22 protein-coding genes are annotated in these 19726 nt (G+C 64.7%); 13 read left to right on the top strand and 9 right to left on the bottom strand.

Features of this window, described 5'->3' with window-relative positions; genetic code table 11:
- Nucleotides 1-102 precede the first annotated feature (102 nt).
- From soxX to AC2TZ7_RS16120, 8 genes are all read left to right on the top strand, one after another.
- Nucleotides 103-579: a sulfur oxidation c-type cytochrome SoxX gene (gene soxX / locus AC2TZ7_RS16155; RefSeq protein WP_078571954.1), complete on the top strand. Its 477-nt coding sequence runs from the start codon at nucleotides 103-105 to the stop codon at nucleotides 577-579.
- A gap of 37 nt (nucleotides 580-616) precedes the next feature.
- Nucleotides 617-1039 (top strand): thiosulfate oxidation carrier protein SoxY, encoded by a 423-nt coding sequence (gene soxY, locus AC2TZ7_RS16150; RefSeq protein WP_134330801.1) that lies wholly within the window; start codon nucleotides 617-619, stop codon nucleotides 1037-1039.
- A gap of 25 nt (nucleotides 1040-1064) precedes the next feature.
- A complete protein-coding gene (soxZ, locus tag AC2TZ7_RS16145) occupies nucleotides 1065-1391 on the top strand; it encodes a thiosulfate oxidation carrier complex protein SoxZ (protein WP_098411540.1) in 327 nt (108 codons plus the stop codon).
- 115 nt (nucleotides 1392-1506) lie between these two features.
- Nucleotides 1507-2367, top strand: a complete 861-nt coding sequence (soxA, locus tag AC2TZ7_RS16140; protein ID WP_489864998.1) for a sulfur oxidation c-type cytochrome SoxA — start codon at nucleotides 1507-1509, stop codon at nucleotides 2365-2367.
- A 156-nt stretch (nucleotides 2368-2523) separates the two neighbouring features.
- A complete protein-coding gene (soxB, locus tag AC2TZ7_RS16135; RefSeq protein WP_489864997.1) occupies nucleotides 2524-4215 on the top strand; it encodes a thiosulfohydrolase SoxB in 1692 nt (563 codons plus the stop codon).
- Nucleotides 4216-4274: 59 nt separating this feature from the next.
- Nucleotides 4275-5585: a sulfite dehydrogenase gene (soxC, locus tag AC2TZ7_RS16130; protein WP_098411537.1), complete on the top strand. Its 1311-nt coding sequence runs from the start codon at nucleotides 4275-4277 to the stop codon at nucleotides 5583-5585.
- Nucleotides 5566-6657, top strand: coding sequence for a c-type cytochrome (locus tag AC2TZ7_RS16125; protein WP_489864996.1), 1092 nt, complete (start codon nucleotides 5566-5568; stop codon nucleotides 6655-6657). The genes soxC and AC2TZ7_RS16125 overlap by 20 nt, the downstream gene beginning before the upstream one ends.
- A 191-nt stretch (nucleotides 6658-6848) precedes the next feature.
- A complete protein-coding gene (locus tag AC2TZ7_RS16120) occupies nucleotides 6849-8084 on the top strand; it encodes a glycerate kinase type-2 family protein (RefSeq protein WP_489864995.1) in 1236 nt (411 codons plus the stop codon).
- A gap of 232 nt (nucleotides 8085-8316) precedes the next feature.
- Here AC2TZ7_RS16120 and AC2TZ7_RS16115 read toward each other — a convergent pair whose 3' ends face one another.
- From AC2TZ7_RS16115 to AC2TZ7_RS16105, 3 genes are all read right to left on the bottom strand, one after another.
- Entirely contained in the window at nucleotides 8317-8910 is a 594-nt protein-coding gene (locus tag AC2TZ7_RS16115; protein WP_098411534.1) for a retropepsin-like aspartic protease family protein, read from the bottom strand.
- A gap of 71 nt (nucleotides 8911-8981) precedes the next feature.
- Complete coding sequence (locus tag AC2TZ7_RS16110; RefSeq protein WP_489864994.1) at nucleotides 8982-9626, bottom strand: MarC family protein; 645 nt, start codon at nucleotides 9624-9626, stop codon at nucleotides 8982-8984.
- A gap of 34 nt (nucleotides 9627-9660) precedes the next feature.
- A complete protein-coding gene (locus AC2TZ7_RS16105; RefSeq protein WP_489864993.1) occupies nucleotides 9661-10059 on the bottom strand; it encodes a helix-turn-helix transcriptional regulator in 399 nt (132 codons plus the stop codon).
- Nucleotides 10060-10246: 187 nt separating this feature from the next.
- On the opposite strand from AC2TZ7_RS16105, the gene AC2TZ7_RS16100 reads away from it, so the two are divergent.
- The 4 genes from AC2TZ7_RS16100 to AC2TZ7_RS16085 all read left to right on the top strand — a co-directional run bounded on the left by AC2TZ7_RS16100 (nucleotide 10247) and on the right by AC2TZ7_RS16085 (nucleotide 12910).
- A complete protein-coding gene (locus AC2TZ7_RS16100) occupies nucleotides 10247-10474 on the top strand; it encodes a twin-arginine translocase TatA/TatE family subunit (RefSeq protein WP_078520142.1) in 228 nt (75 codons plus the stop codon).
- 77 nt (nucleotides 10475-10551) lie between these two features.
- Nucleotides 10552-11187, top strand: coding sequence for a Sec-independent protein translocase protein TatB (gene tatB, locus AC2TZ7_RS16095; protein WP_489864992.1), 636 nt, complete (start codon nucleotides 10552-10554; stop codon nucleotides 11185-11187).
- Nucleotides 11184-12071 (top strand): twin-arginine translocase subunit TatC, encoded by an 888-nt coding sequence (gene tatC, locus AC2TZ7_RS16090; protein ID WP_489864991.1) that lies wholly within the window; start codon nucleotides 11184-11186, stop codon nucleotides 12069-12071. Before tatB ends, tatC begins: the two co-directional genes overlap by 4 nt.
- The gene (locus tag AC2TZ7_RS16085) at nucleotides 12068-12910 is read left to right on the top strand and encodes an ATP-binding protein (protein ID WP_489864990.1); all 843 of its coding nucleotides are present in this window, start codon (nucleotides 12068-12070) and stop codon (nucleotides 12908-12910) included. Before tatC ends, AC2TZ7_RS16085 begins: the two co-directional genes overlap by 4 nt.
- A 39-nt stretch (nucleotides 12911-12949) precedes the next feature.
- On the opposite strand, the gene AC2TZ7_RS16080 is transcribed toward AC2TZ7_RS16085, so the two are convergent.
- The 3 genes from AC2TZ7_RS16080 to rocF all read right to left on the bottom strand — a co-directional run bounded on the left by AC2TZ7_RS16080 (nucleotide 12950) and on the right by rocF (nucleotide 16310).
- Nucleotides 12950-14260, bottom strand: a complete 1311-nt coding sequence (locus tag AC2TZ7_RS16080; protein WP_489864989.1) for an NAD(P)/FAD-dependent oxidoreductase — start codon at nucleotides 14258-14260, stop codon at nucleotides 12950-12952.
- Nucleotides 14261-14328: 68 nt separating this feature from the next.
- Nucleotides 14329-15378 (bottom strand): ornithine cyclodeaminase, encoded by a 1050-nt coding sequence (gene ocd / locus AC2TZ7_RS16075; protein WP_489866831.1) that lies wholly within the window; start codon nucleotides 15376-15378, stop codon nucleotides 14329-14331.
- Between the two features lie 5 nt (nucleotides 15379-15383).
- Nucleotides 15384-16310 carry an arginase gene (gene rocF / locus AC2TZ7_RS16070; RefSeq protein ID WP_489864988.1) on the bottom strand — a complete coding sequence of 309 codons (927 nt, stop codon included), beginning with the start codon at nucleotides 16308-16310 and terminating at the stop codon, nucleotides 15384-15386.
- A 121-nt stretch (nucleotides 16311-16431) separates the two neighbouring features.
- On the opposite strand from rocF, the gene AC2TZ7_RS16065 reads away from it, so the two are divergent.
- A complete protein-coding gene (locus tag AC2TZ7_RS16065; RefSeq protein WP_078520136.1) occupies nucleotides 16432-16857 on the top strand; it encodes an Lrp/AsnC family transcriptional regulator in 426 nt (141 codons plus the stop codon).
- A 51-nt stretch (nucleotides 16858-16908) separates the two neighbouring features.
- On the opposite strand, the gene AC2TZ7_RS16060 is transcribed toward AC2TZ7_RS16065, so the two are convergent.
- The 3 genes from AC2TZ7_RS16060 to surE are packed head-to-tail and all read right to left on the bottom strand — an operon-like array spanning nucleotide 16909 to nucleotide 19595.
- Nucleotides 16909-18102 carry a LysM peptidoglycan-binding domain-containing protein gene (locus AC2TZ7_RS16060; protein WP_489864987.1) on the bottom strand — a complete coding sequence of 398 codons (1194 nt, stop codon included), beginning with the start codon at nucleotides 18100-18102 and terminating at the stop codon, nucleotides 16909-16911.
- A gap of 54 nt (nucleotides 18103-18156) precedes the next feature.
- Nucleotides 18157-18813 (bottom strand): protein-L-isoaspartate(D-aspartate) O-methyltransferase, encoded by a 657-nt coding sequence (locus tag AC2TZ7_RS16055; RefSeq protein WP_098411527.1) that lies wholly within the window; start codon nucleotides 18811-18813, stop codon nucleotides 18157-18159.
- Nucleotides 18810-19595, bottom strand: coding sequence for a 5'/3'-nucleotidase SurE (gene surE / locus AC2TZ7_RS16050; protein ID WP_078520133.1), 786 nt, complete (start codon nucleotides 19593-19595; stop codon nucleotides 18810-18812). The genes AC2TZ7_RS16055 and surE overlap by 4 nt, the downstream gene beginning before the upstream one ends.
- Nucleotides 19596-19726: the final 131 nt, after the last annotated feature.

The raw sequence follows: 19726 nt of genomic DNA, 5'->3' as shown, positions 1-19726 counted from the left end.
GTGAACATATTGGAAAATATGCGATTTTTTGAATTTATCCATTGCACCACTGTAGCGCGCTCGCTTAAAAGTGAGTCAGGGAGAGAATTTGGGAGGACTTCTATGAAACGCCACGTTGCGTGGGCCGCAATGGCCGTCACCTTCGCAGCCAGCGCCGCGATCGCAGAAACCGCGCCGATGGATGTCAAATTCACCGATGTGGGCGCGGTGGCCGAGTCGCTGACCGGCCAGCCGGGCGATGCAGCTAAAGGCGCAGAAGTCGCGGCGACCAAGTCGCTGGGCAACTGCGTGGCCTGCCATAAGGTCTCGGCGCTCGACGCGTCGTTCCAAGGCAATGTCGGCCCGGAACTGAACGGTGCCGGTGACCGCTGGGACGAGTCGCAGCTGCGCGGCATCGTCGTCGATGCCAAGCACACGTTCGAGGGCACGGTAATGCCGGCGATGTATAAAACCGGTCCCTTCATTCGCCCCGGCGATGGTTACACCGGCAAGGCTGCGCCTGCCGATCTGCCGCCGATTTTGAATGCACAACAGGTTGAGGATGTGGTCGCTTTCTTGATGACCCTCAAGGACGAGTGACCCTCTGAACGACAAACCCGAGAGGAGAAGATACAAAATGACCATGACCAGACGTGACGCGCTGGCGCTGGCGATGGGCGGTGTTGCCGCTTCCATGCTGCCGCTGCCCGCGCTGGCCGATACCGGCGCTGACGCGATCGCGAAGTTCACCGGTGGCGCTGAAGCCGCAATGGGTGACGGCGTCACCCTGACCGCGCCGGAAATCGCCGAGAACGGGAACACCGTTCCGATCTCCGTGGATGCGCCCGGCGCAACCGAGATCGCGGTCTTCGCGACCGGCAACCCGACGCCCGACGTCGTGACCTTCAAGTTCGGTCCGATGGCTGGCTCGCAGATGGCTTCGACCCGCATTCGCCTCTCGAAGACTCAGGACGTGATCGCTGTCGCCAAGATGGCGGACGGTAGCTTCGTCCAGGCGAAATCGACCGTGAAGGTCACCATCGGCGGCTGCGGCGGCTAAATTCGGTATCTGAGGAGACAAGACCATGAAAGGCGTGAGACCCCGCGTAAAAGTGCCGAAAACCGCTTCGGCCGGTGACACGATCACCATCAAAACCCTGATCTCGCACCCGATGGAATCGGGCCAGCGCAAGGATAAAGACGGCAACGTCATCCCGCGCGAGATCATCAATCGCTTCACCTGCGACTTCAACGGTGAGAACGTCGTCGACGTGACTCTCGAGCCGGCGATCTCGACCAATCCCTATATCGAGTTCGAGGCGAAAGTCCCGGAATCCGGTGAGTTCAAGTTCACCTGGTACGATGACGACGGCTCGACCTACGAAGACAGCAAAAAGATCGAAGTGAGCTGATCGGCCGTTAAGGCTAGCGGCGCGTGAGGGAGCGCGCCGCCTCACCAAAAACAGAGAACCGCGCCTGTTTGGGGAGATCGATGGGCGCGGGGCACACCCAGGGAGGACACAGAATATGACGTTGCGCACCAGCCGCACCATCCTTGCCGCCACTGCAGCCTTCGCGCTCAGCACTGCGGCGCTGCACGCCGAAATGGCGGATGACGAGCTCGTCATCAACGGCGACACCCCGATCACGGTGAAGGCGCCCGCCGCCCCTCACCTCGAAGGGCACCTCGACGAGGTCTATTCCGGCTGGCTCTTCCGTACGGATGAGACCCGCGCGATGGAACAGGACGACTTCGACAACCCGATCATGATCTTTGCCGAGCAAGGCCAGGAAGCCTGGTCGACCGCTGACGGTTCCGAGGGCAAATCCTGCGCGGATTGCCACGGCGATATCAGCGAAGGCATGAAAGGCGTCCGCGCCGAGATGCCGAAGCTGAACGAAGCCGGCAAGCTGTGGTCGATGGAAGATTTCATCAACGACTGCCGCACCAACCGCATGGGCGCCGAAGCCTGGGGCTGGGACAGCGGTTCGATGAAGAACATGACCGCCGCAATCGCGGTCGAGTCGCGTGGTATGCCGGTCGCGGTCAAGATCGATGGCGACGCCAAGCCTTTCTGGGAGAAGGGCAAGGAGATGTACTACACCCGCTACGGTCAGCTCGAGCTGTCCTGCGCGTCGTGCCACGAAGAGAACTACGGCAACTACATCCGCGCTGACCACCTCAGCCAGGGCCAGATCCAGGGCTTCCCGACCTACCGTCTGAAGAACGCGGGCGTGGTTTCGATCCACAACCGCTTCAAGGGCTGTATCCGCGACACGCGCGCGGAAACCTATAGCCCGGGTTCGGACGAGTTCCGCAATCTTGAGCTCTACGTCGCCTCGCGCGGCCTGGGTCTCGACATCGAGGGCGGCGGCGTCCGTCCCTGACCTTTGACTTGATGCGCGGGGCAGGGGCCTCCCTGTCCCGCGCGTTTCGTTTCAACATATTCAATTTTTAATATCTGTCTGAATTTGTTTGTCAATTTACCCGAATGAAACGACCGCCGGGCGCACGGGCCCGGTGAGAAGAAGGAGACACATCGCATGATTTCCCGGCGGGAATTTCTTCAGGCGAGCTTGGCCGCCTCGACTATCCTCGGTGCTTCGGGCCTGTCGCGCTGGTCGCGCGCCATGGCACAGCAGTCGCTGACTCAGGACCAGCTCCTGCAGTTCGAACCGCTGGGCAACGTGACGCTGATCCACATCACCGACATCCACGCGCAAGCGATGCCGATCTATTTCCGCGAGCCGGAAATCAACCTCGGCGTGGGGGAGGCCAAGGGCCGTCCGCCGCATGTCACCGGCGCGGACTTCCTCAAGATGTTCAACATCGAGCCGAACAGCCCCGACGCCTATGCGCTGACCTACGAGAACTTCACCGATCTCGCGAAGTCCTACGGCAAGATGGGCGGCATGGACCGCGTGGCGACGATCGTGAAAGCGATCAAGGCCGAGCGTCCCGAAGCTCTGCTGCTCGATGGCGGCGACACCTGGCATGGCTCGATGGTCGCGCTGAAGACCAAGGGCCAGAACATGGTCGACGTCATGAACAAGCTCGGCGTCGAGGCGATGACCTCGCACTGGGAATGGACCTATGGCCAGGACCGCGTGAACGAGATCGTCGACGGCCTTCCCTTCCCCTTCCTCGGCGCGAACATCTTCGACGCGGAGTGGGACGAGCCCGCCTACGAGCCCTACAAGATCTTCGAGCGCAACGGCACGCAGATCGCGGTCATCGGTCAGGCCTTCCCCTATATGCCGATCGCCAACCCCGGCTGGATGTTCCCCGACTATTCCTTCGGTATCCGCGAAGAGCGTATGCAGGCGATGGTCGACGAGGTCCGTGCGAAGGGCGTCGATCTGGTCGTCTGCCTGTCGCATAACGGCTTCGACGTGGACCACAAGATGGCGAGCCGCGTGAAGGGCATCGACGTGATCCTCACCGGTCACACCCATGACGCTATTCCGGAGCCGGTCCTCGTGGGCGAGACGATCCTGATCGCCTCGGGCTCGAACGGCAAATTCGTCTCCCGCGTCGATCTCGACGTGCGCGACGGCAAGATGATGGGCTTCCGCCACAAGCTGATCCCGGTCTTCTCCGACGTGATCGAGCCCGACAAAGAGATGACCGACGTCATCATGGGCCATCGCGAGCCCTACAAGGCCGAGCTCGAGGAAGTCGTGGGCGAGACTAACTCGCTGCTCTACCGCCGCGGCAACTTCAACGGCACCTGGGACGACCTGATCTGCGAAGCGATGCTGTCCGAGCAGGACGCCGAGATCGCGATGAGCCCGGGCGTGCGCTGGGGGCCGTCGCTGATCCCGGGGCAGAAGATCACTATGGAAGACGTGCTCAACGCCACTTCGATGACCTATGGCGAGAACTATCGCACCGAGATGACGGGCGAGCTGATCAAGACCATTCTCGAAGACGTGGCCGACAACATCTTCAACACCGACCCCTACTACCAGCAGGGCGGGGACATGGTTCGAGTGGGTGGCATGGGCTACCACATCGACGTTTCGAAGCCGATCGGCGAGCGGATTTCCAACATGACGCTCTTGAAGGACGGCTCCGATATCGACCCGGCACGCAACTACGTCGTGACGGGCTGGGCCTCGGTCAACGAAGGCACCGAAGGGCCGCAGATCTGGGACGTGATCGCCGATCACCTGCGCAAGATCAAAACCGTTGACTTGAAACCGAATGACTCGGTGGTCGTGACCGGCATTTAAGCCGGTCCCGCCCGTCGATGATTGCGCCCCGCAGGGGGTTAGAGACTGGAGGAAAACACATGGACGACAAGGAACGCCAGGGCAACCCGGCCGCCAATGCCGCCCTCAGCCGCCGCGGGTTCCTCCGCGCAGGGGCTGCGGTCGGTGCGATGGCCGCAGGTGCTGGTGCCGCGCGCGCGCAAACTCAACCCGATCCGTTGATCACCGAAGTTCAGTCATGGGCTTCGGGCTGGGGCGACGGGGTCGATGCGACCCCCTACGGCCTGCCGATCGAATTCGAAGATGACGTCATCCGCCGCAATGTCGGCTGGCTGACGGCGGACACGATTTCGTCGATCAACTTCACGCCGATCCACGCCCTCGACGGCACGATCACCCCCACCGGCTGCGCTTTCGAGCGTCACCACTCGGGCGCGATCGAGCTGAAGAAGGAAGACTACCGCCTGATGATCAACGGCCTCGTCGATAAGCCGCTGGTCTTCACCTACGAGGATCTGGAGCGTTTCCCGCGTGAGAACCGCACCTACTTCCTCGAATGTGCGGCGAACTCGGGCATGGAATGGGCTGGTGCACAGCTCAACGGTGCGCAGTTCACCCAAGGCATGATCCACAACATGCAATATTCGGGCATCCCGCTGCGGACGCTGCTCGAAGAAGCGGGGATCACCAATCTCGGCGACCAGATCAAGGACAAGTGGGTCTATGCCGAAGGCGCCGACGCGTCCTCGAACGGCCGCTCGATCCCGCTGGAGAAGGCGCTCGACGACTGTCTCGTGGCCATCAAGGCCAACGGCGAGGCGCTGCGCAAGGAGCACGGCTATCCGGTGCGCCTCGTGGTTCCGGGCTGGGAAGGCAACATGTGGGTGAAGTGGCTCCGTCGCCTCGAAGTCACCGACGAGGCCGTGCAGTCGCGCGAAGAAACCTCGAAATACACCGACACGCTCGCCGATGGCACGTCGCGCAAGTGGACCTGGGTCATGGACGCCAAATCGGTCGTCACCTCGCCCAGCCCGCAGATGCCGATCAAGCACGGCAAGGGCCCGCTGGTCATCACCGGCATGGCCTGGTCGGGTCGCGGTCACATCACCAAGGTCGACGTGTCGATCGATGGCGGTGCGAACTGGCAGGAAGCCCGTCTGGCCGAGCCGGGCACCGACAAGGCGGTCTCGCGCTTCTACCTCGAGATCGACTGGGACGGTTCGGAGATGCTCCTTCAGTCCCGCGCTACCGATTCCACCGGCTACGTTCAGCCGACCAAGGACGCGCTCCGCGCGATCCGTGGCGAGAATTCGGTCTATCACAACAACGGTATCCAGACCTGGTGGGTCAAGGAAAACGGGGAGTCCGAGAATGTCGAAGTGTCGTCGTAATCTGCTGCTGGCCACGCTTCTGGCCGCTCCGCTCGTCGCGACGCCCGCCCTGGCCGAGAAATACGGTCTGGGTCGCGAAGCGCTGCCCGAGGAAATCAACGCCTGGACCGTCGAGGTCTTCCCCGATGGCAAGAACCTTCCCGAAGGTTCGGGCTCGGTTGCCGATGGCGAGAAAATCTTTGCCGACAACTGCGCGGCGTGCCACGGCGACTTCGCCGAGGGCGTCGACAACTGGCCGAAACTGGCCGGGGGCGATGGAACGCTGGCCGACAAGGACCCGGTGAAGACCGTCGGTTCCTACTGGCCCTACCTGTCCACCGTCTGGGACTATGCGCACCGCTCGATGCCGTTCGGCAACGCGCAGACGATGACCGTCGACGAGACCTATGCCATCGTCGCCTACATCCTCTACTCGAACTATCTCGTGGATGACGATTTCGTCCTCACGAAGGATAACTTCCTCGACGTGGAGATGCCGAACGCAGATGGGTTCATCGTGGATAACCGCGATGAGGTCGAAGTGCCGAAGTTCTCGGAAGCCGCTTGCATGAGCGACTGTAAGACCGACGTGCAGATCACCAAGAAGGCGACCGTTCTCGACGTGACCCCCGATGAGGGCAACGGCGAAGACACGGCGGCTGCCGATACTGCGGCCGAAACCGACACTGCCGAAGCTCCGGCGCAGGACGCTCCGGCGGCTGCGGAGGAAGCCAAGGCAGAGGCCGCGCCGGCGGAAAGCCTCTCGGCTGACCCCGAGCTGGTCGCAGCTGGCGAGAAGGTCTTCAAGAAGTGTAAGGCCTGCCACCAGGTCGGCGAAGACGCGAAGAACCGCGTCGGTCCCGTGCTCAACGGGCTGATCGGGCGTCAGGCCGGTACGGTCGACGGCTTCAAATACTCGAAGTCGATGACCCAGCACGGCGAAGACGGTCTGGTTTGGACCGAGCAGACGGTCGAGGAGTATCTCGCCGATCCGAAGGGCTACATTCCGAAGAACCGGATGTCCTTCGCTGGCCTGAAAGACCCCGAAGACGTCAAGGCGGTGCTCGCCTACATCGAGAGCCAAGGTGGCTAACACCCTCCCCGGGCGGGGGCTTCGGTCCCCGCTCACTTAAACCGTCAGGGGCCTTCCGCCTGATCGTGTTTCGACGCCCGCGCTCCCCGCGGGCGTCATTTCGTTTGGGTGCCTGTGTCGGGGGCTTTCCCCGCCGGGCTTGCAGCCCGCCTCCCCCCGGGGCTATCTGGACCAAAGCGAAGGGGGCAGGAATGGATCTTGAAGCACGCGCGCGCGAATTGTTCGACATCGGAGTGAAGACGGCCGACCCGGCAGCGGGGGTGACCCGCGCGATGGGCTGGGCGACGGACAACCCGCCGGGGCCGGGCGGGCGCTGGCAGGTGGTCGCGCTCGGCAAGGCGGCGCTGGCGATGACTGCGGCTGCGCTGGACGCTCTGCCCGCGGAGGCGCAGGCGCTTGTCGTGACCAATCCTGAGAATGCCGAAGCGGCCTCGCCGCGCGCGGGCGTCACGCTGATCGCGGGCGACCACCCCGTGCCGGGAGAGGGCAGCGAGCGGGCAGGGCGCGCGATTCTGGAGTGCCTGCAGGGCTGTGGGCCGGAGGATCGCGTTCTGGCGCTGATTTCCGGCGGTGGCTCCGCGCTGGCGGTGGCGCCTGCCGAGGGGCTGAGCCTGTCGGACAAGGCCGAAGTCAGCCGCCTGCTGCTCGGCTGCGGGGCGGATATCACGCAGATGAACCTGATCCGCCAGCAACTTTCCCAGCTCAAGGGCGGCGGCTGGCTGCTTGCCAGCGCGGCCCCGGTGACGGGGCTGATCCTGTCCGATGTTCCGGGTGACGATCTGCGCGTGATCGCCTCTGGTCCCACAGTCGAGCCGATCGGCACGCGGGCCGAGGCAGCGCAGCTCTGTCGTGATCTTGGGATATGGGAGGCTTTGCCCGCCCCTGTGCAGGCGCATCTGGAAGCCTCCGGCGTCGAACCCGCGCTGCCCGCTGCCCGCAATCGCCTGATCGGGGCGAACGGGCTGTCGGTCGCGGCGATGGTCTCGGCAGGCGCCGAGGCGGCACCCTTCGCGCTCGACGGGGACGTGGCCGATCTTGCGCCGCAGATCGTGGCTCTGATGCGCGATATGCCCGCAGGCGCTTTGGTCATGGGCGGGGAGACCACCGTGACGATCAAGGGCGACGGGCGCGGCGGGCGCAATCAGGAACTCGCTCTGCGGGTGGCTTGCGCGGCAGAGGCGGCCGGGATCGAGGGCGCGTGGCGCTTCCTCTCGGGCGGCACCGATGGCCGTGACGGGCCGACGGATGCGGCGGGCGGTCTGGTGGGGCCGGAGACCTGCGCGGCGGCGCGGGCGGCTGGCGTCGATTGCGATGCGGCGCTTGCGCGCAACGACAGCTATCACGTCCTGCAGGCGGCCGATGCGCTGCTGATGACGGGGGCGACCGGCACGAATGTGGCCGATCTCGCGGTTCTGGTGAAAGGCTAGCTTAGCCGCGCTCTGCTTCGGCGGAGCGCATCATCGGGCGCAGGCGGAGATAGGCTTCGCGAATGGCTGCGACGGTGATGATCGCGAGAGCAAAAGTGTCGAAAGCAACCATGCGTGTTTTCCTCGTAGCGAAGCCTGAGTGGCGCGGCCTGAGCGGCTGGCGCCCTCGGAGCCTCGGCAAAGATTGAGGCACGAAAAAGGCAGGATCACGACGATTGCGGGCCGCGCCCGCTCAGCGTTCGAGGATCAGCGTGCCGCGCGCGAACTCCACCTTCGCGAAGCGGGTGAGATAGGTCATGCCCAGAAGCGAGGTATCCATCGAGCCGCGATTGACCACGGCGCGCAGGTTGCTGTCGTGGATCGGCCCCAGATCGAAGCGCTCCAGCCGTACCGGCGCGGTCGCGACGATGCCATTGGCGGTGCGCGCCTGCCCGATATAGGCGAGATCGGAGGTGTTGATGCCCGCGCGCTCGGCGGCGCGCTGGGTCAGCACGATCTGGCTCGCGCCGGTATCGACGACGAAGCGGATCGGCGTGCCGTTGACCTCGGCGGTGAGGTAGTAATGCCCATCGGGCGCTTGCGGCACCTCGATCCGGCCATCGCGCATCACCGCCTGATCGGGGATCGTCACTTGCCGCTGGATATCGGTCCAAAGCCCGACCGCGGCGAGCGTGCCCAGAAAGATCAGCCCCCAGATCGCGGCCTGTTGCATGGTGCGACCGGGGCGGCGTCGGATCTCCAGCACGAAATACCCGCCCACGGCGACGAGCAGGAGGCTCAGATAGACCAGCCGTCCCCAGTTTTCGCTGATGATCGTCTCCACCATGATCCTCGTTACCCCTACCGATCTCTTTCAGATAGGTCCGCTCAGGTGACTTTCCCAGAGGGCGGATTGCCTCAGTTCGTCGGGACGCCGCCCATCAGCCCCGCACCGTGCAGCCCGTCGAGGATGAACTGGATCGCCAGCGCGGCCAGCAGCATCCCCAGAAGCCGGGTGACGACCATCGTGCCGGTGCGCCCCAGCGCGCGCTCGATCGGGGTGGCGAGCAGGAACATCACGAGGACGCAGCCCAGCACCAGAAGCATCATGGCGATGATAGCCACGACATGCAGCCAGTCGCCGCCCTCGCGCCCTGCCAGCAGGATCATCGTGGCCATCGCGCCGGGTCCGGCCAGCAGCGGCGTCGCCAGCGGGAAGACGGAAGGGTCGGTCTCGGGATCGGCCTCGTGTTCTTCGCCCTGCGCCTCGCGGCGCTTGGTGCGGCGTTCGAACAGCATGTCGAGCGCGGTGAGGAACAAAAGGACCCCGCCCGCAATGCGGAAGGCGGGCATGGAGATGCCGATCCCGGCAAGGATCTTGTCGCCGAAGATGCCGAACAGCGTCAGCAGCACGGCGGCGATGATGAGCGCGCGGAAGGCGATGCGCAGACGCGCGCGATGGCTTTCGCCCAGCGTCAGCGCGATGAAGACCGGGGCCAGCCCGATCGGGTCGATGATGACGAAAAGCGTCACGAAAGCAGTGATGTATTCGGCACCGATCACGTAAGGGCATCCCTTCCAAGTTTCGCGGGCGAGCCTAGCGTGATCCCGGGCCCCCCGCCAGCCCTTCCCCGGCGTCTTCGGGAGAGGCTTCGGCGGGTGGAGAGGGAAGGGCGGCGCGGATCTTCGCGGCGAGGCTCGCGGCCCCTCCGGCTAGGCGCGGATCGTCGACTGCCTCGGCCAGATCGAGCAGGTGATCGAGTGCCGCAAGCTCCTCGCGGGTCAGTACCAGAGGCGGCAGCCCCACGGCCCGGCGCAGGATGTAGCCCACGCCGCGCTCGCCCTCGACAGGCACCCCATAGGCCGAGATTTCCGCCATGTCGCGCCAGATCGTGCGGGCGGAAACGCCCAGCCGCTCGGCCAGGTCGCTGGCGCGATGCATCTTGCCGTCGCGCAGGATGGCGATGATCTGTTGCAGCCGCTCGTCGCGGGTCATGGGGCTCTCCCGTCGGGTCGCCAGAAGGGTAACGCGAGGGAGGGCAACTGACAATGAACTGTCAGTAATCTGCCCCTCAAAGCCCCGTTTGGGCGGAATCGCTCTAGGATTGAGGCCCGCATGATCCTAAAACTCGGGACCGACATAAGGCGCGGGCGGCGGGCCCGTGACCAGAGGAGAGACAACAATGCTCAACAATATCGGCCTTCCCGGCCTTCTTCTGATCGCCGTCGTGGTTCTGGTTCTTTTTGGCCGCGGCAAGATTTCCTCGCTCATGGGTGAAGTCGGCAAAGGCATCACCGCCTTCAAGAAAGGCGTGAGCGACGGCTCGAAAGAAATCGAGGACGGCACCGTCGACGAGGCACGTGACGTGACCCCGGCTGACGAAGTCCAGAAAGAAAAAGACAAGGCCTGAGCCTGATCGCATTCGGGGTTTGCGGGCCGTGGCCCGTTTGCCTTTGCGTCCTCAATCGGCCGGAGGCCTGAGCACTCATGTTAGACATCGGTTGGAGCGAGCTTCTGCTGATCGGCGTCGTGGCGCTGATCGTGGTGGGACCGAAAGACCTGCCCAAGATGTTCCACCAGCTTGGCCGCATCACTGCGAAGGCCAAGGCGATGGGGCGCGAGTTTTCGCGGGCGATGGAAGATGCGGCGAAGGATACCGGGCTCGATGAAGCTGCGGGCTCCGTGCGCGATCTGAAATCGCTGGCGTCCAAGAAATCGCTCGGGCTCGACGCGCTGGAAAAAGCGACCGATGCGTTCGAGAAATGGGAGCCGGGCCGGTCCGAGAGCGGAAAGACCTCGCTCAAGCCCGATCCCGAGGCGGAGCCGCCCAAGCCCGAGGCCGCCCACCCCGAGGCGAGCCCGGCCGAGACGGCCAAACCCGAGACAACCAAAACGGCAAGCAAGCCGGCGGCCAAGCCCGCTGCGAAGAAAGCCGCGCCGAAGACCGCAGCCAAGACTGGCGCCAAGACGACTGGCACCAAGACGGGCACTTCGACCGCAGCGAAATCCAGCGCCAAGCCGGCAACCAAGTCGAGCAGTAAACCCGCCGCGAAAACCGGTGCCAAACCGGCGGCCAAGAAGACGGCGGCGAAGAAACCCGCCGCGAAGAAGGGTGACGCATGAGCGACAATAACGAGATCGAGGAAAGCTCGGCCCCGCTGATCGAGCACCTTGCCGAACTGCGCACGCGCATCCTCTATTCGCTGGGGGCCTTCATCGTCGCGATGGTGGTCTGCTACACGGTCTGGAACCCGATCTTCAACTTCCTGACCCGCCCGGTCTGCTCGGCACTGGAATCGCGCGGCGAGCAATGCGGCCTCTACCTGATCAAACTGCAGGAAGGCTTCTTCGTCGCGATCAACATCTCCTTCCTCGGCGGTTTCGCCCTGGCTTTCCCGATCATCGCCTATCAGATGTGGCGGTTCGTGGCGCCGGGCCTCTATCGCAACGAGAAGAACGCGTTCCTGCCCTTCCTGGTCGCCTCGCCGATGATGTTCTTCCTTGGCGCGGCGTTTGCCTATTACATCATCCTGCCGCTGGCCTTTAACTTCTTCCTCGGCTTCCAGCAGGGCGAAATCGGCGCGACTTCGGGCGCGAACGAGATGGCCGCGATCGGCTTCCAGGGCTCGGTGCAGGAATATCTCAACCTGACGATCAAGTTCGTAATGGCCTTCGGGATCTGTTTCCAGCTGCCCGTCCTGCTGTCGCTGATGGGCAAGGCGGGGCTCGTGTCCTCCGAAGGTCTCGGCAACATGCGCAAATATGCCGTGGTCGCGATCCTCGTGGTGGCGGCGATCGCCACGCCCCCGGATGTGATCTCTCAGGTCATCCTGTTCACGGTGGTCTACGGTCTCTATGAGGTGTCGATCCAGCTTGTGAAACGGATCGAGAAGACCCGTGAAGCCCGGATGCGCGCCGAAGGCACCTGGATCGACCCCGACGAATGGGACGATGACGAGGACGAAGAGGGCGATGACGACGCGGACGAGAAGGACGGCAAGGCATGAGTGACGCGGCGCTGACCCGCATCGCCTCGGCGCTGGAGCGGCTCTCGCCCGCGCCGCAGCCCGCGCCGGACTTCGCCTCTGCCGATGCCTTCATCTGGCACACCGCGCCGGATCGGCTGGAGCCCGTGGCGCAGGTGAACCGCGTCGATCTGAGCCTGCTGCACGGCATCGACCGCTCGCGCGACACGCTGCTGGCCAACACGCTGCAGTTTGCGCGCGGGGCGGCGGCGAACAATGCGCTTCTCTGGGGTGCGCGCGGGATGGGGAAATCTTCGCTCGTGAAAGCCGCCCACGCGGCGGCGGTGGCCGAGGGGCTGCCGCTGAAACTGGTGGAGCTTGCGCGCGAGGATCTTCCCTCCGTCGGCCGTCTGCTCGCGCATCTGCGCGACGCGCCCGAGATGCGCTTCATCCTGTTCTGCGATGACCTCTCGTTCAGCCATGACGATCAGCATTACAAATCGCTGAAAGCGGTTCTGGATGGCGGGATCGAGGGGCGGCCCGTGAACGTGATCCTCTATGCCACGTCGAACCGGCGCCACCTGATGCCGCGCGACATGATCGAGAACGAGCGCTCGACCGCGATCAACCCGTCCGAGGCGGTGGAGGAGAAGGTCTCTCTGTCGGATCGTTTCGGTCTGTGGCTGGGCTTCCACCCCTGTAGCCAAGACGAATATCTCACGATGATCCGCGGCTATTGCGACAGCTACGGCGTCGAGATTTCCGACGAAGACCTGCGCGCCGAGGCCATCGAATGGCAGGCCACGCGCGGGGCGCGCTCGGGCCGCGTGGCATGGCAGTATTTCACCGATCTGGCCGGGCGGCGCGGCGTCGCGCTCTAAGCGCGTCTCGCCGCATCACTGGCGGCGCGGGGAGGGGGCTCAGACCCCCAGCCGGTCGCGCAGCGCGTACCACCACGACCCCGCGACCGAGTAGGGCACGCGGAAAGTGCGCCCGCCGGGGAACGGGATCCACGGCAGTTTCGCGAACGTATCGAACCGGGTCAGATCGCCGTTGATCGCCTCGGACAGGATGCGCCCGAAGGTGTGCGAGCCGGTCACGCCGTGGCCGGAATAGCCATGCGCAAAATAGGTGTTCTGCCCGATCCGGCCCATCTGCGGCACGCGGCTGAAGGAGAGCGCGAAATTGCCCGACCATGCGTAGTCGATCTTGGTGCCCTTGAGCTGCGGGAAGACCTTCTCGAGGTTCTTCCAGAGCTTCGCCTTGATGTCTTTCGGGTCCGCCCCGCCATAGACCGTGCCGCCGCCGAACAGCAGGCGGTTGTCGGCGGACATGCGGTAATAGTCGAGGATGTAGCGCACGTCCTCGATGCAGACATCGGACGGCATCAGCGCGTGCGCCTTCGCCTCGCCCAGCGGCTCGGTCGCCATGACCTGTGTCGAGACGGGCATCACACGGCGCTCCAGCGTGGGCACGACATGGCCGAGATAGGCGTTACCACACAGCACCAGCGTCTTCGCGGTGATCTGGCCTTTCGAGGTCTTGATGGCCGGGCGCGCGGCCTCGGTATCGACGGAGGTCACGGGCGACATCTCGTAGATCGTGCCGCCGAGTTTCTCGACCGCCGCCGCTTCGCCAAGTGCGAGGTTCAGCGGATGCAGATGGCCGCCCTTATGGTCGATCATGCCGCCCGCATAGAGGTCGGAAGCCGCATGCTCGCGCATCTGCTCGCGGCTCAGCATCTCCTGGCTCTCGATGCCGTAGCTGCGCCAGAGCTTCCAGCGCGCTTCCAGCTCCTGCATATGCTTACCAGTGAGCCCCACGAAGACGTTGCCGGGCTTCAGGTCACATTGGATGTCATAGGTCGCGACGCGTTCGCGGATGATGTCGCCGCCTTCCATCACGAGGCCGGCGACGAAATTCGCGGTGTCCTGCCCGTAGCGGCTCTCGATCACGTCGAGGCTCGCGTTCAGCCCGTTCACGACCTGACCGCCATTGCGGCCCGAGGCGCCCCAGCCGATGCGTGCGCCTTCTACGACGGTGACTTTGTAGCCCTTCTCCGCCAGATGCAGCGCGGTGGACAGACCCGAGAAGCCTGCGCCCACGACGCAGATATCCGCCTCCTGTTCGCCCACCAGTTCCGCGCGCAAAGGTGCCGGGGTGGCCGAAGCCGCGTAGTAGCTGCCGGTATGGCTGCCGTCGCCCGCATAGGGGTGGGTCTGATGGGTCATGTCGCGCACTCGTCTGAAAGGGGCGTTTGGCTTTCGGTGCCACGCGCGCGCGCCAAGCGCAAGCGGGCTCAGCCCGCCCGCGTCAGCATCCCGAACAAATCGCGCGGATCGTCGGGGTCTGCCATAAGATCGAGCATCTGCGCGTATTCGCCCCCCTTCACGCGGTCATGGATGTAGCGCAGCGCGCTGAAATCCTCGATCGCGAAGCCCACGCTATCGAACAGCGTGATCTGTTTCGCGTCGCGACGGCCCTCGGCCTCGCCGCGCATGACTTTCCACAGCTCGGTCACCGGATGGTCCTCGTCGAGCGCCTGGATCTCGCCCTCGATGCGGGTCTGCGGCGGGTATTCGACGAAGATCTCCGAGCGGGTGAGGATGTCGCGATGCAGTTCGGTCTTGCCGGGGCAGTCGCCGCCGATCGCGTTGATGTGGATGCCGGAGCCGACCATGTTGTCGGTCAGGATCGTCGCATATTGCTTGTCGGCGGTGCAGGTGGTGATGACCTGCGCGCCCTCGACGGCTTCCTCGGCGGAGCGGCACTTGGTGACGGAAAACCCTTGTGCGGTCAGGTTCTTCGCGGCCTTCTCGGTCGCCGTCGGGTCAATGTCGTAAAGCCGCAGCGTGTCGATCCCGCAGATCGCGCGGAAGGCCAGCGCCTGAAACTCGCATTGCGCGCCATTGCCGATCATGCCCATGACCGTCGCGCCTTTCGGGGCAAGGTATTTGCCCACCAGCGCCGAGGTGGCGGCGGTGCGCAGCGCGGTCAGCATCGTCATCTCGGTCATCAGCAGGGGATAGCCCGTCGCGACCGAAGACAGCACGCCAAAGGCCGTCACGGTCTGGTGCCCGGTGCGGCCGTTCTTGGGGTGGCCGTTGACGTATTTGAAGCCGTAATTCTCGGCATCCGCGGTCGGCATCAGCTCGATCACGCCCTCCGCCGAATGGCTTGCCACGCGCGGCGTCTTGTCGAAATCCGGCCAGCGGCGGAAATCCTCTTCGATATAGGCGGCAAGGTCGCGCATCACCTGTTCGGGGCCGATCTCGTTCACCAGCTTCATCATGTTGGCGACGGAAACGAAGGGCACGAAGGCCAGTTTGGAGGGGGCGAGAGGGGACATATCCATCAAAAGCTCCGTGTCATGCGGTCGAGAACGCGGCGGCCAAAGAGGCTGGCGGCGAGGTCGCACAGCAGTTTCGCCGTGCGGCCGCGTTCGTCGAGGAAAGGGTTGAGCTCGACAATGTCGAGCGAGGTCACGAGGTCGCTGTCGCCGACCTCTTCCATGATCAGATGCGCCTCGCGGAACGTGGCGCCGCCCGGCACGGTCGTGCCCACGGCGGGCGCGATGCCGGGGTCGAGGAAATCGACGTCGAAGCTGACATGCAGCAGGCCGTTGGCTTCGCGAACGCGGTCGAGGAAGGCGCGCAGCGGGGCCAGCACGCCGGTCTCGTCGATGGCGCGCATGTCATGGACTTCCAAGCCGATCTGCTTGATGCGTTCGCGCTCCGCCGGATCGACCGAGCGGATGCCCATCATGCAGAAATTCTTCGGATCGATGCTGGCTTCCAGCGGCGGGAAGGCCTCGAAATCGGGCTGTCCGGTGACATAGGCCACCGGGGTGCCGTGGAGGTTGCCGCTGGTCGTGGTCTCCAGCGTGTGCAGGTCCGGGTGGGCATCGAGCCACAGGACGAACAAGGGGCGATCTTGGGTCTTCGCGTGCCGTGCGAGGCCGCTCAGCGTGCCTGCGGCCAGCGCGTGATCGCCGCCGATGAAGATCGGGCGGTCATGGGTCTGCGCGGCGTCGAACGCTGCCTGCGAGAGCGTCTCGATCCAGGCACGGGTTTCTGCGAGATCGTGGATCGCGGGGTTCTTGTGCGGCACCGGCTCTTGCGGGGCGATCGACAGGTCGCCCAGATCATCCACCTCCCAGCCCAGTTCGGTCAGGATGTCGCCCAGCCCCGCGATGCGCAGACTGGCCGGCCCCATGATGCAGCCGGGTTGCGAAGCGCCAGTTTGAATAGGCGCGCCCAGAATCGAAACTGTGCGTGTCATCGAGATCTCCCTTGTTGGTCTTAGTCTGACGAAATGGCGCAGAGGTTTCGCTTGTCAATTTGCGCAAAACGGAACTAAATTTGATCAGTTTGATAAGTCAGTTGATCAAAACGGAGGGGAAATGCAGCTCGACGATACGGACCGCGCGATCATGGCCGCGTTGCGCGCGGATGCGCGGCTCTCGATGACCGATCTCGCGCTGCAGGTGGGGGTGTCGCGGACCACCGCGCGCGCCCGGCTGGAGGCGCTGGTCGCCTCGGGGCAGATCCGGCGCTTCACCATCGAGACCGAGACGGATGTCGAGGGGCAGGTGCGCGCGATCACGCTCGTGGAGTTGCAGGGCAAGATGTCGCGCGCGGTGATCCGGGCGCTGCATCGCATTCCGGAGGTGACGACGGTCTTCGCGACCAATGGCAACTGGGATCTGGTGGCGGAAATCCGGGCCGAGACCTTGGGCGAATTCGACCGGGCCTTGCGCGATATTCGGGAAATTCCGGGGGTGCTCAACAGCGAGAGCTGTCTGCTGCTTGCGCCTGTCGCGGGCTGAGCGGGCAGGGCGCGTGGGCGGGCCGGAACATCTCCGGCCCGCCGCAAAAGGTCAGTTGAGGTAGGGCATCGGATCGACGGAATCGATCCCCTTGCGGACCTCGAAATGCAGATAACCCTGATCGCCGGACGCGACCTTGGCGATGGTCTGGCCGCGCTTGACGCTCGCGCCTTTCTTCACCGTGATGCCGGTCACGTTGTAATAGACCGTCACCAGATTGTCGGGATGCTTGATCGCGAGGAAGGCGACGTCGTCGGTGTCCTGGCTGATCAGCAGCACGGTGCCGCTCTCGGCGGCTTTCACCGCCGTCCCGGCCGAAGCCGAGATATCCACGCCGTCGTTCGAGCCCTTCTTGTAGGGGCGGATGATCGAACCCGGCACCGGCATCGCCATCTTCGACGTGTCCGACGCCTTGGTGCGATCGGTGCTCATGTCCGGGGTCTGCGTCTTGACCGGCGCAGAGGCTTTCGGCGGCGTCTTGTCGGGCAGGGGCTCTGCCGCGGAGGGCGGCACCGGGGTCGGCGAGCCGGTGCCCGGCGCGGTCGTGGCCGTCGCGGTCTCGACCTTCGCGGGTTGGCGGTTCGACGCGACCGGGATGATCAGGACCTGACCTTCGCGCACGCGCAGGTCGTTGGGCAGCCCGTTCCATTCGGCCAGCGCCTTCACCGGCACCGAGTAGTAGCGCGCGATGGAATAGGCGGTCTCGCCGCGTGCGACCTTGTGGCGGATCGGCTCGGCGCTGTTGGTGGAGACCGGGGCCGAGGCCGGGGTCGATTTGGCGGGCTGGTTCGCCTGCGCCTTGTCGATCGCGTTCGAGGCGAGCGAGGTGATGTCGATCGTCTCAGAGGTCAGCGCGCTGGAGTTGCCCGGCGCCGCGGAGCCGCCCGTGGTCGCGACCTTGTTGGGCAGGGCGAGCACTTCGCCCGCGTTCAGCACCGCATCGGGGGCGACCGCGTTATAACGGGCCAGCGCGCCGGGATCGGTGCCGATCCGCTGCGCGACGGAATTGACCGTATCGCCGCGGCGCGCCACGACGACCTGATAATTCGGGTAGGTGATGATGCCCTGCGCGTTCGGGCGCGGGCGATCCTGCACCGCCTGCCGGGCGGCGGCGCTCGTGTCGAGCCCGCCATTGCCATAGCCGCGCATGTCCAGATCGAACCCGTTCGGGTTACAGGCGGCCAACGCCGTCAGCGCGACGCCACCTGCCAGGATCAGCCGCAGCCGGGAAATCTTCGTTGCCATCCGCTCGTCCTCACTGTCTCTCAGACCTCTTCGGGGTCCGTTCTTACCTGCCACTCAATCGTTTGCCACGCCCTCGACGAGGGGGACAAAACGCACCGGGCGCAATTCTTCGTAATCGAAACCCGTCTCGAGCCGGCGCACCCGGATCAGGCTTTGCACCGTGTCCGACTGGCCCACGGGTAAAACCATGATACCCCCGATCTTCAGCTGGGCCAAGAGCGGCCCGGGAGGGTCTTCCGCAGCGGCAGTCACGATGATTCGATCAAACGGCGCCTGATCGGGGAGCCCGTGCGAGCCATCCCCGGAAATCGCGACGATATTGGTGAGCCGCAGCGCGTTGAAGACGCCTTCGGCCTCGCGCACCAGCCTGCGATGCCGGTCCACCGTATAGACGCGGCGGGCGAGCTGGCTCAGGATCGCGGCCTGATAGCCCGAGCCGGTGCCAATCTCGAGCACGGTGTCGCGCGGGCCCACATCTGCGGCTTGCGTCATCAGTCCAACGACCGAGGGTTGAGAGATCGTCTGTCCGCAGGCGATGGGCAGGGGCATGTCTTCATAGGCGCGGTCGGCGAAGATGCCGCGCACGAACTGGCCGCGGTCGATCCCTTCCATCGCATGCAGGGTGCGCGCGTCGGTCACGCCCTTGGAGCGCAGCGCGAAGAGGAACCGCATCTTGCGCTCGGCCAGATCCTCTTCTGCACCCTCGCTCATCCCAGACGGGCCTCCAGATCGGCGATCACGTCATGCGCGGTGAGATCGGCGCGCATCGGCGTGACCGAGATATAGCCGTCGAGATTGACCGCGGCATCGGTGCCCGGCTGCGTCGGCGTGTGCTGCGGGCCGCCCTTGATCCAAAGGAAGCGCCGTCCCGAGGGCGCGTGATGCGCCTCGGTCGAGAAGAAGCAATCCTTACGGAAGCCTTGGGCCGCGACCTTGTGGCCTTTGACGTTTTTGGCCAGCACCGGCGGGAAATTGACGTTGTAGAAGACCCGGTAATCGCCATCGTCCCAGATGCCCTGGTCGATCAGTTTGCGCACCAGCGCCGCGCCATGGACCCGGGCTGCCTCGAACATGTCGGGGGCGTTGAAGACCTCGGGGCCGATGAATTGCGACAGGGCAATCGCGGGCACGCCTTGCAGCGCCGCCTCCATCGCGCCGCCCAACGTGCCGGAATAAAGCGCGTTATCGGCGGAGTTGTTGCCCCGGTTCACGCCCGAGAGCACCAGATCGGGGCGCTGCTCCTCCAGCACGTCATACAGCCCGGCCATCACGCAATCGGCGGGGCTGCCTTCGGCGGCGAAACGGCGCTCTGCCAGTTTCGAGATCATCATCGGCCGGGTGTAGGAGATGCAATGCCCGACGCCCGATTGCTCGAAGGCTGGCGCGACCGTCCAGACCTCGCCATCGGGGCCTGCAAGCTCTTCGGCGATCTCGCCCAGAACGGCCAGTCCCGGTGCGTCGATCCCGTCGTCATTGGTGATGAGAATACGCATGTTGCCCCCAGTTCGCCGTCGCGTCACCCGATGCTTACCGTGCGGCGGATGAAGGGTAAAGCGGGGGCGGGCGACAGCGCGGATGTGTCGCCAAAGCGCCGCAGCCGAAGGCCAATTCGGCGGCGCTTTGG

This window comes from Thioclava sp. ISO4, from assembly GCF_058105145.1.
Note: the sequence above shows the minus strand (reverse complement) of the source record. Positions and strands in the feature narration are given on the sequence as shown.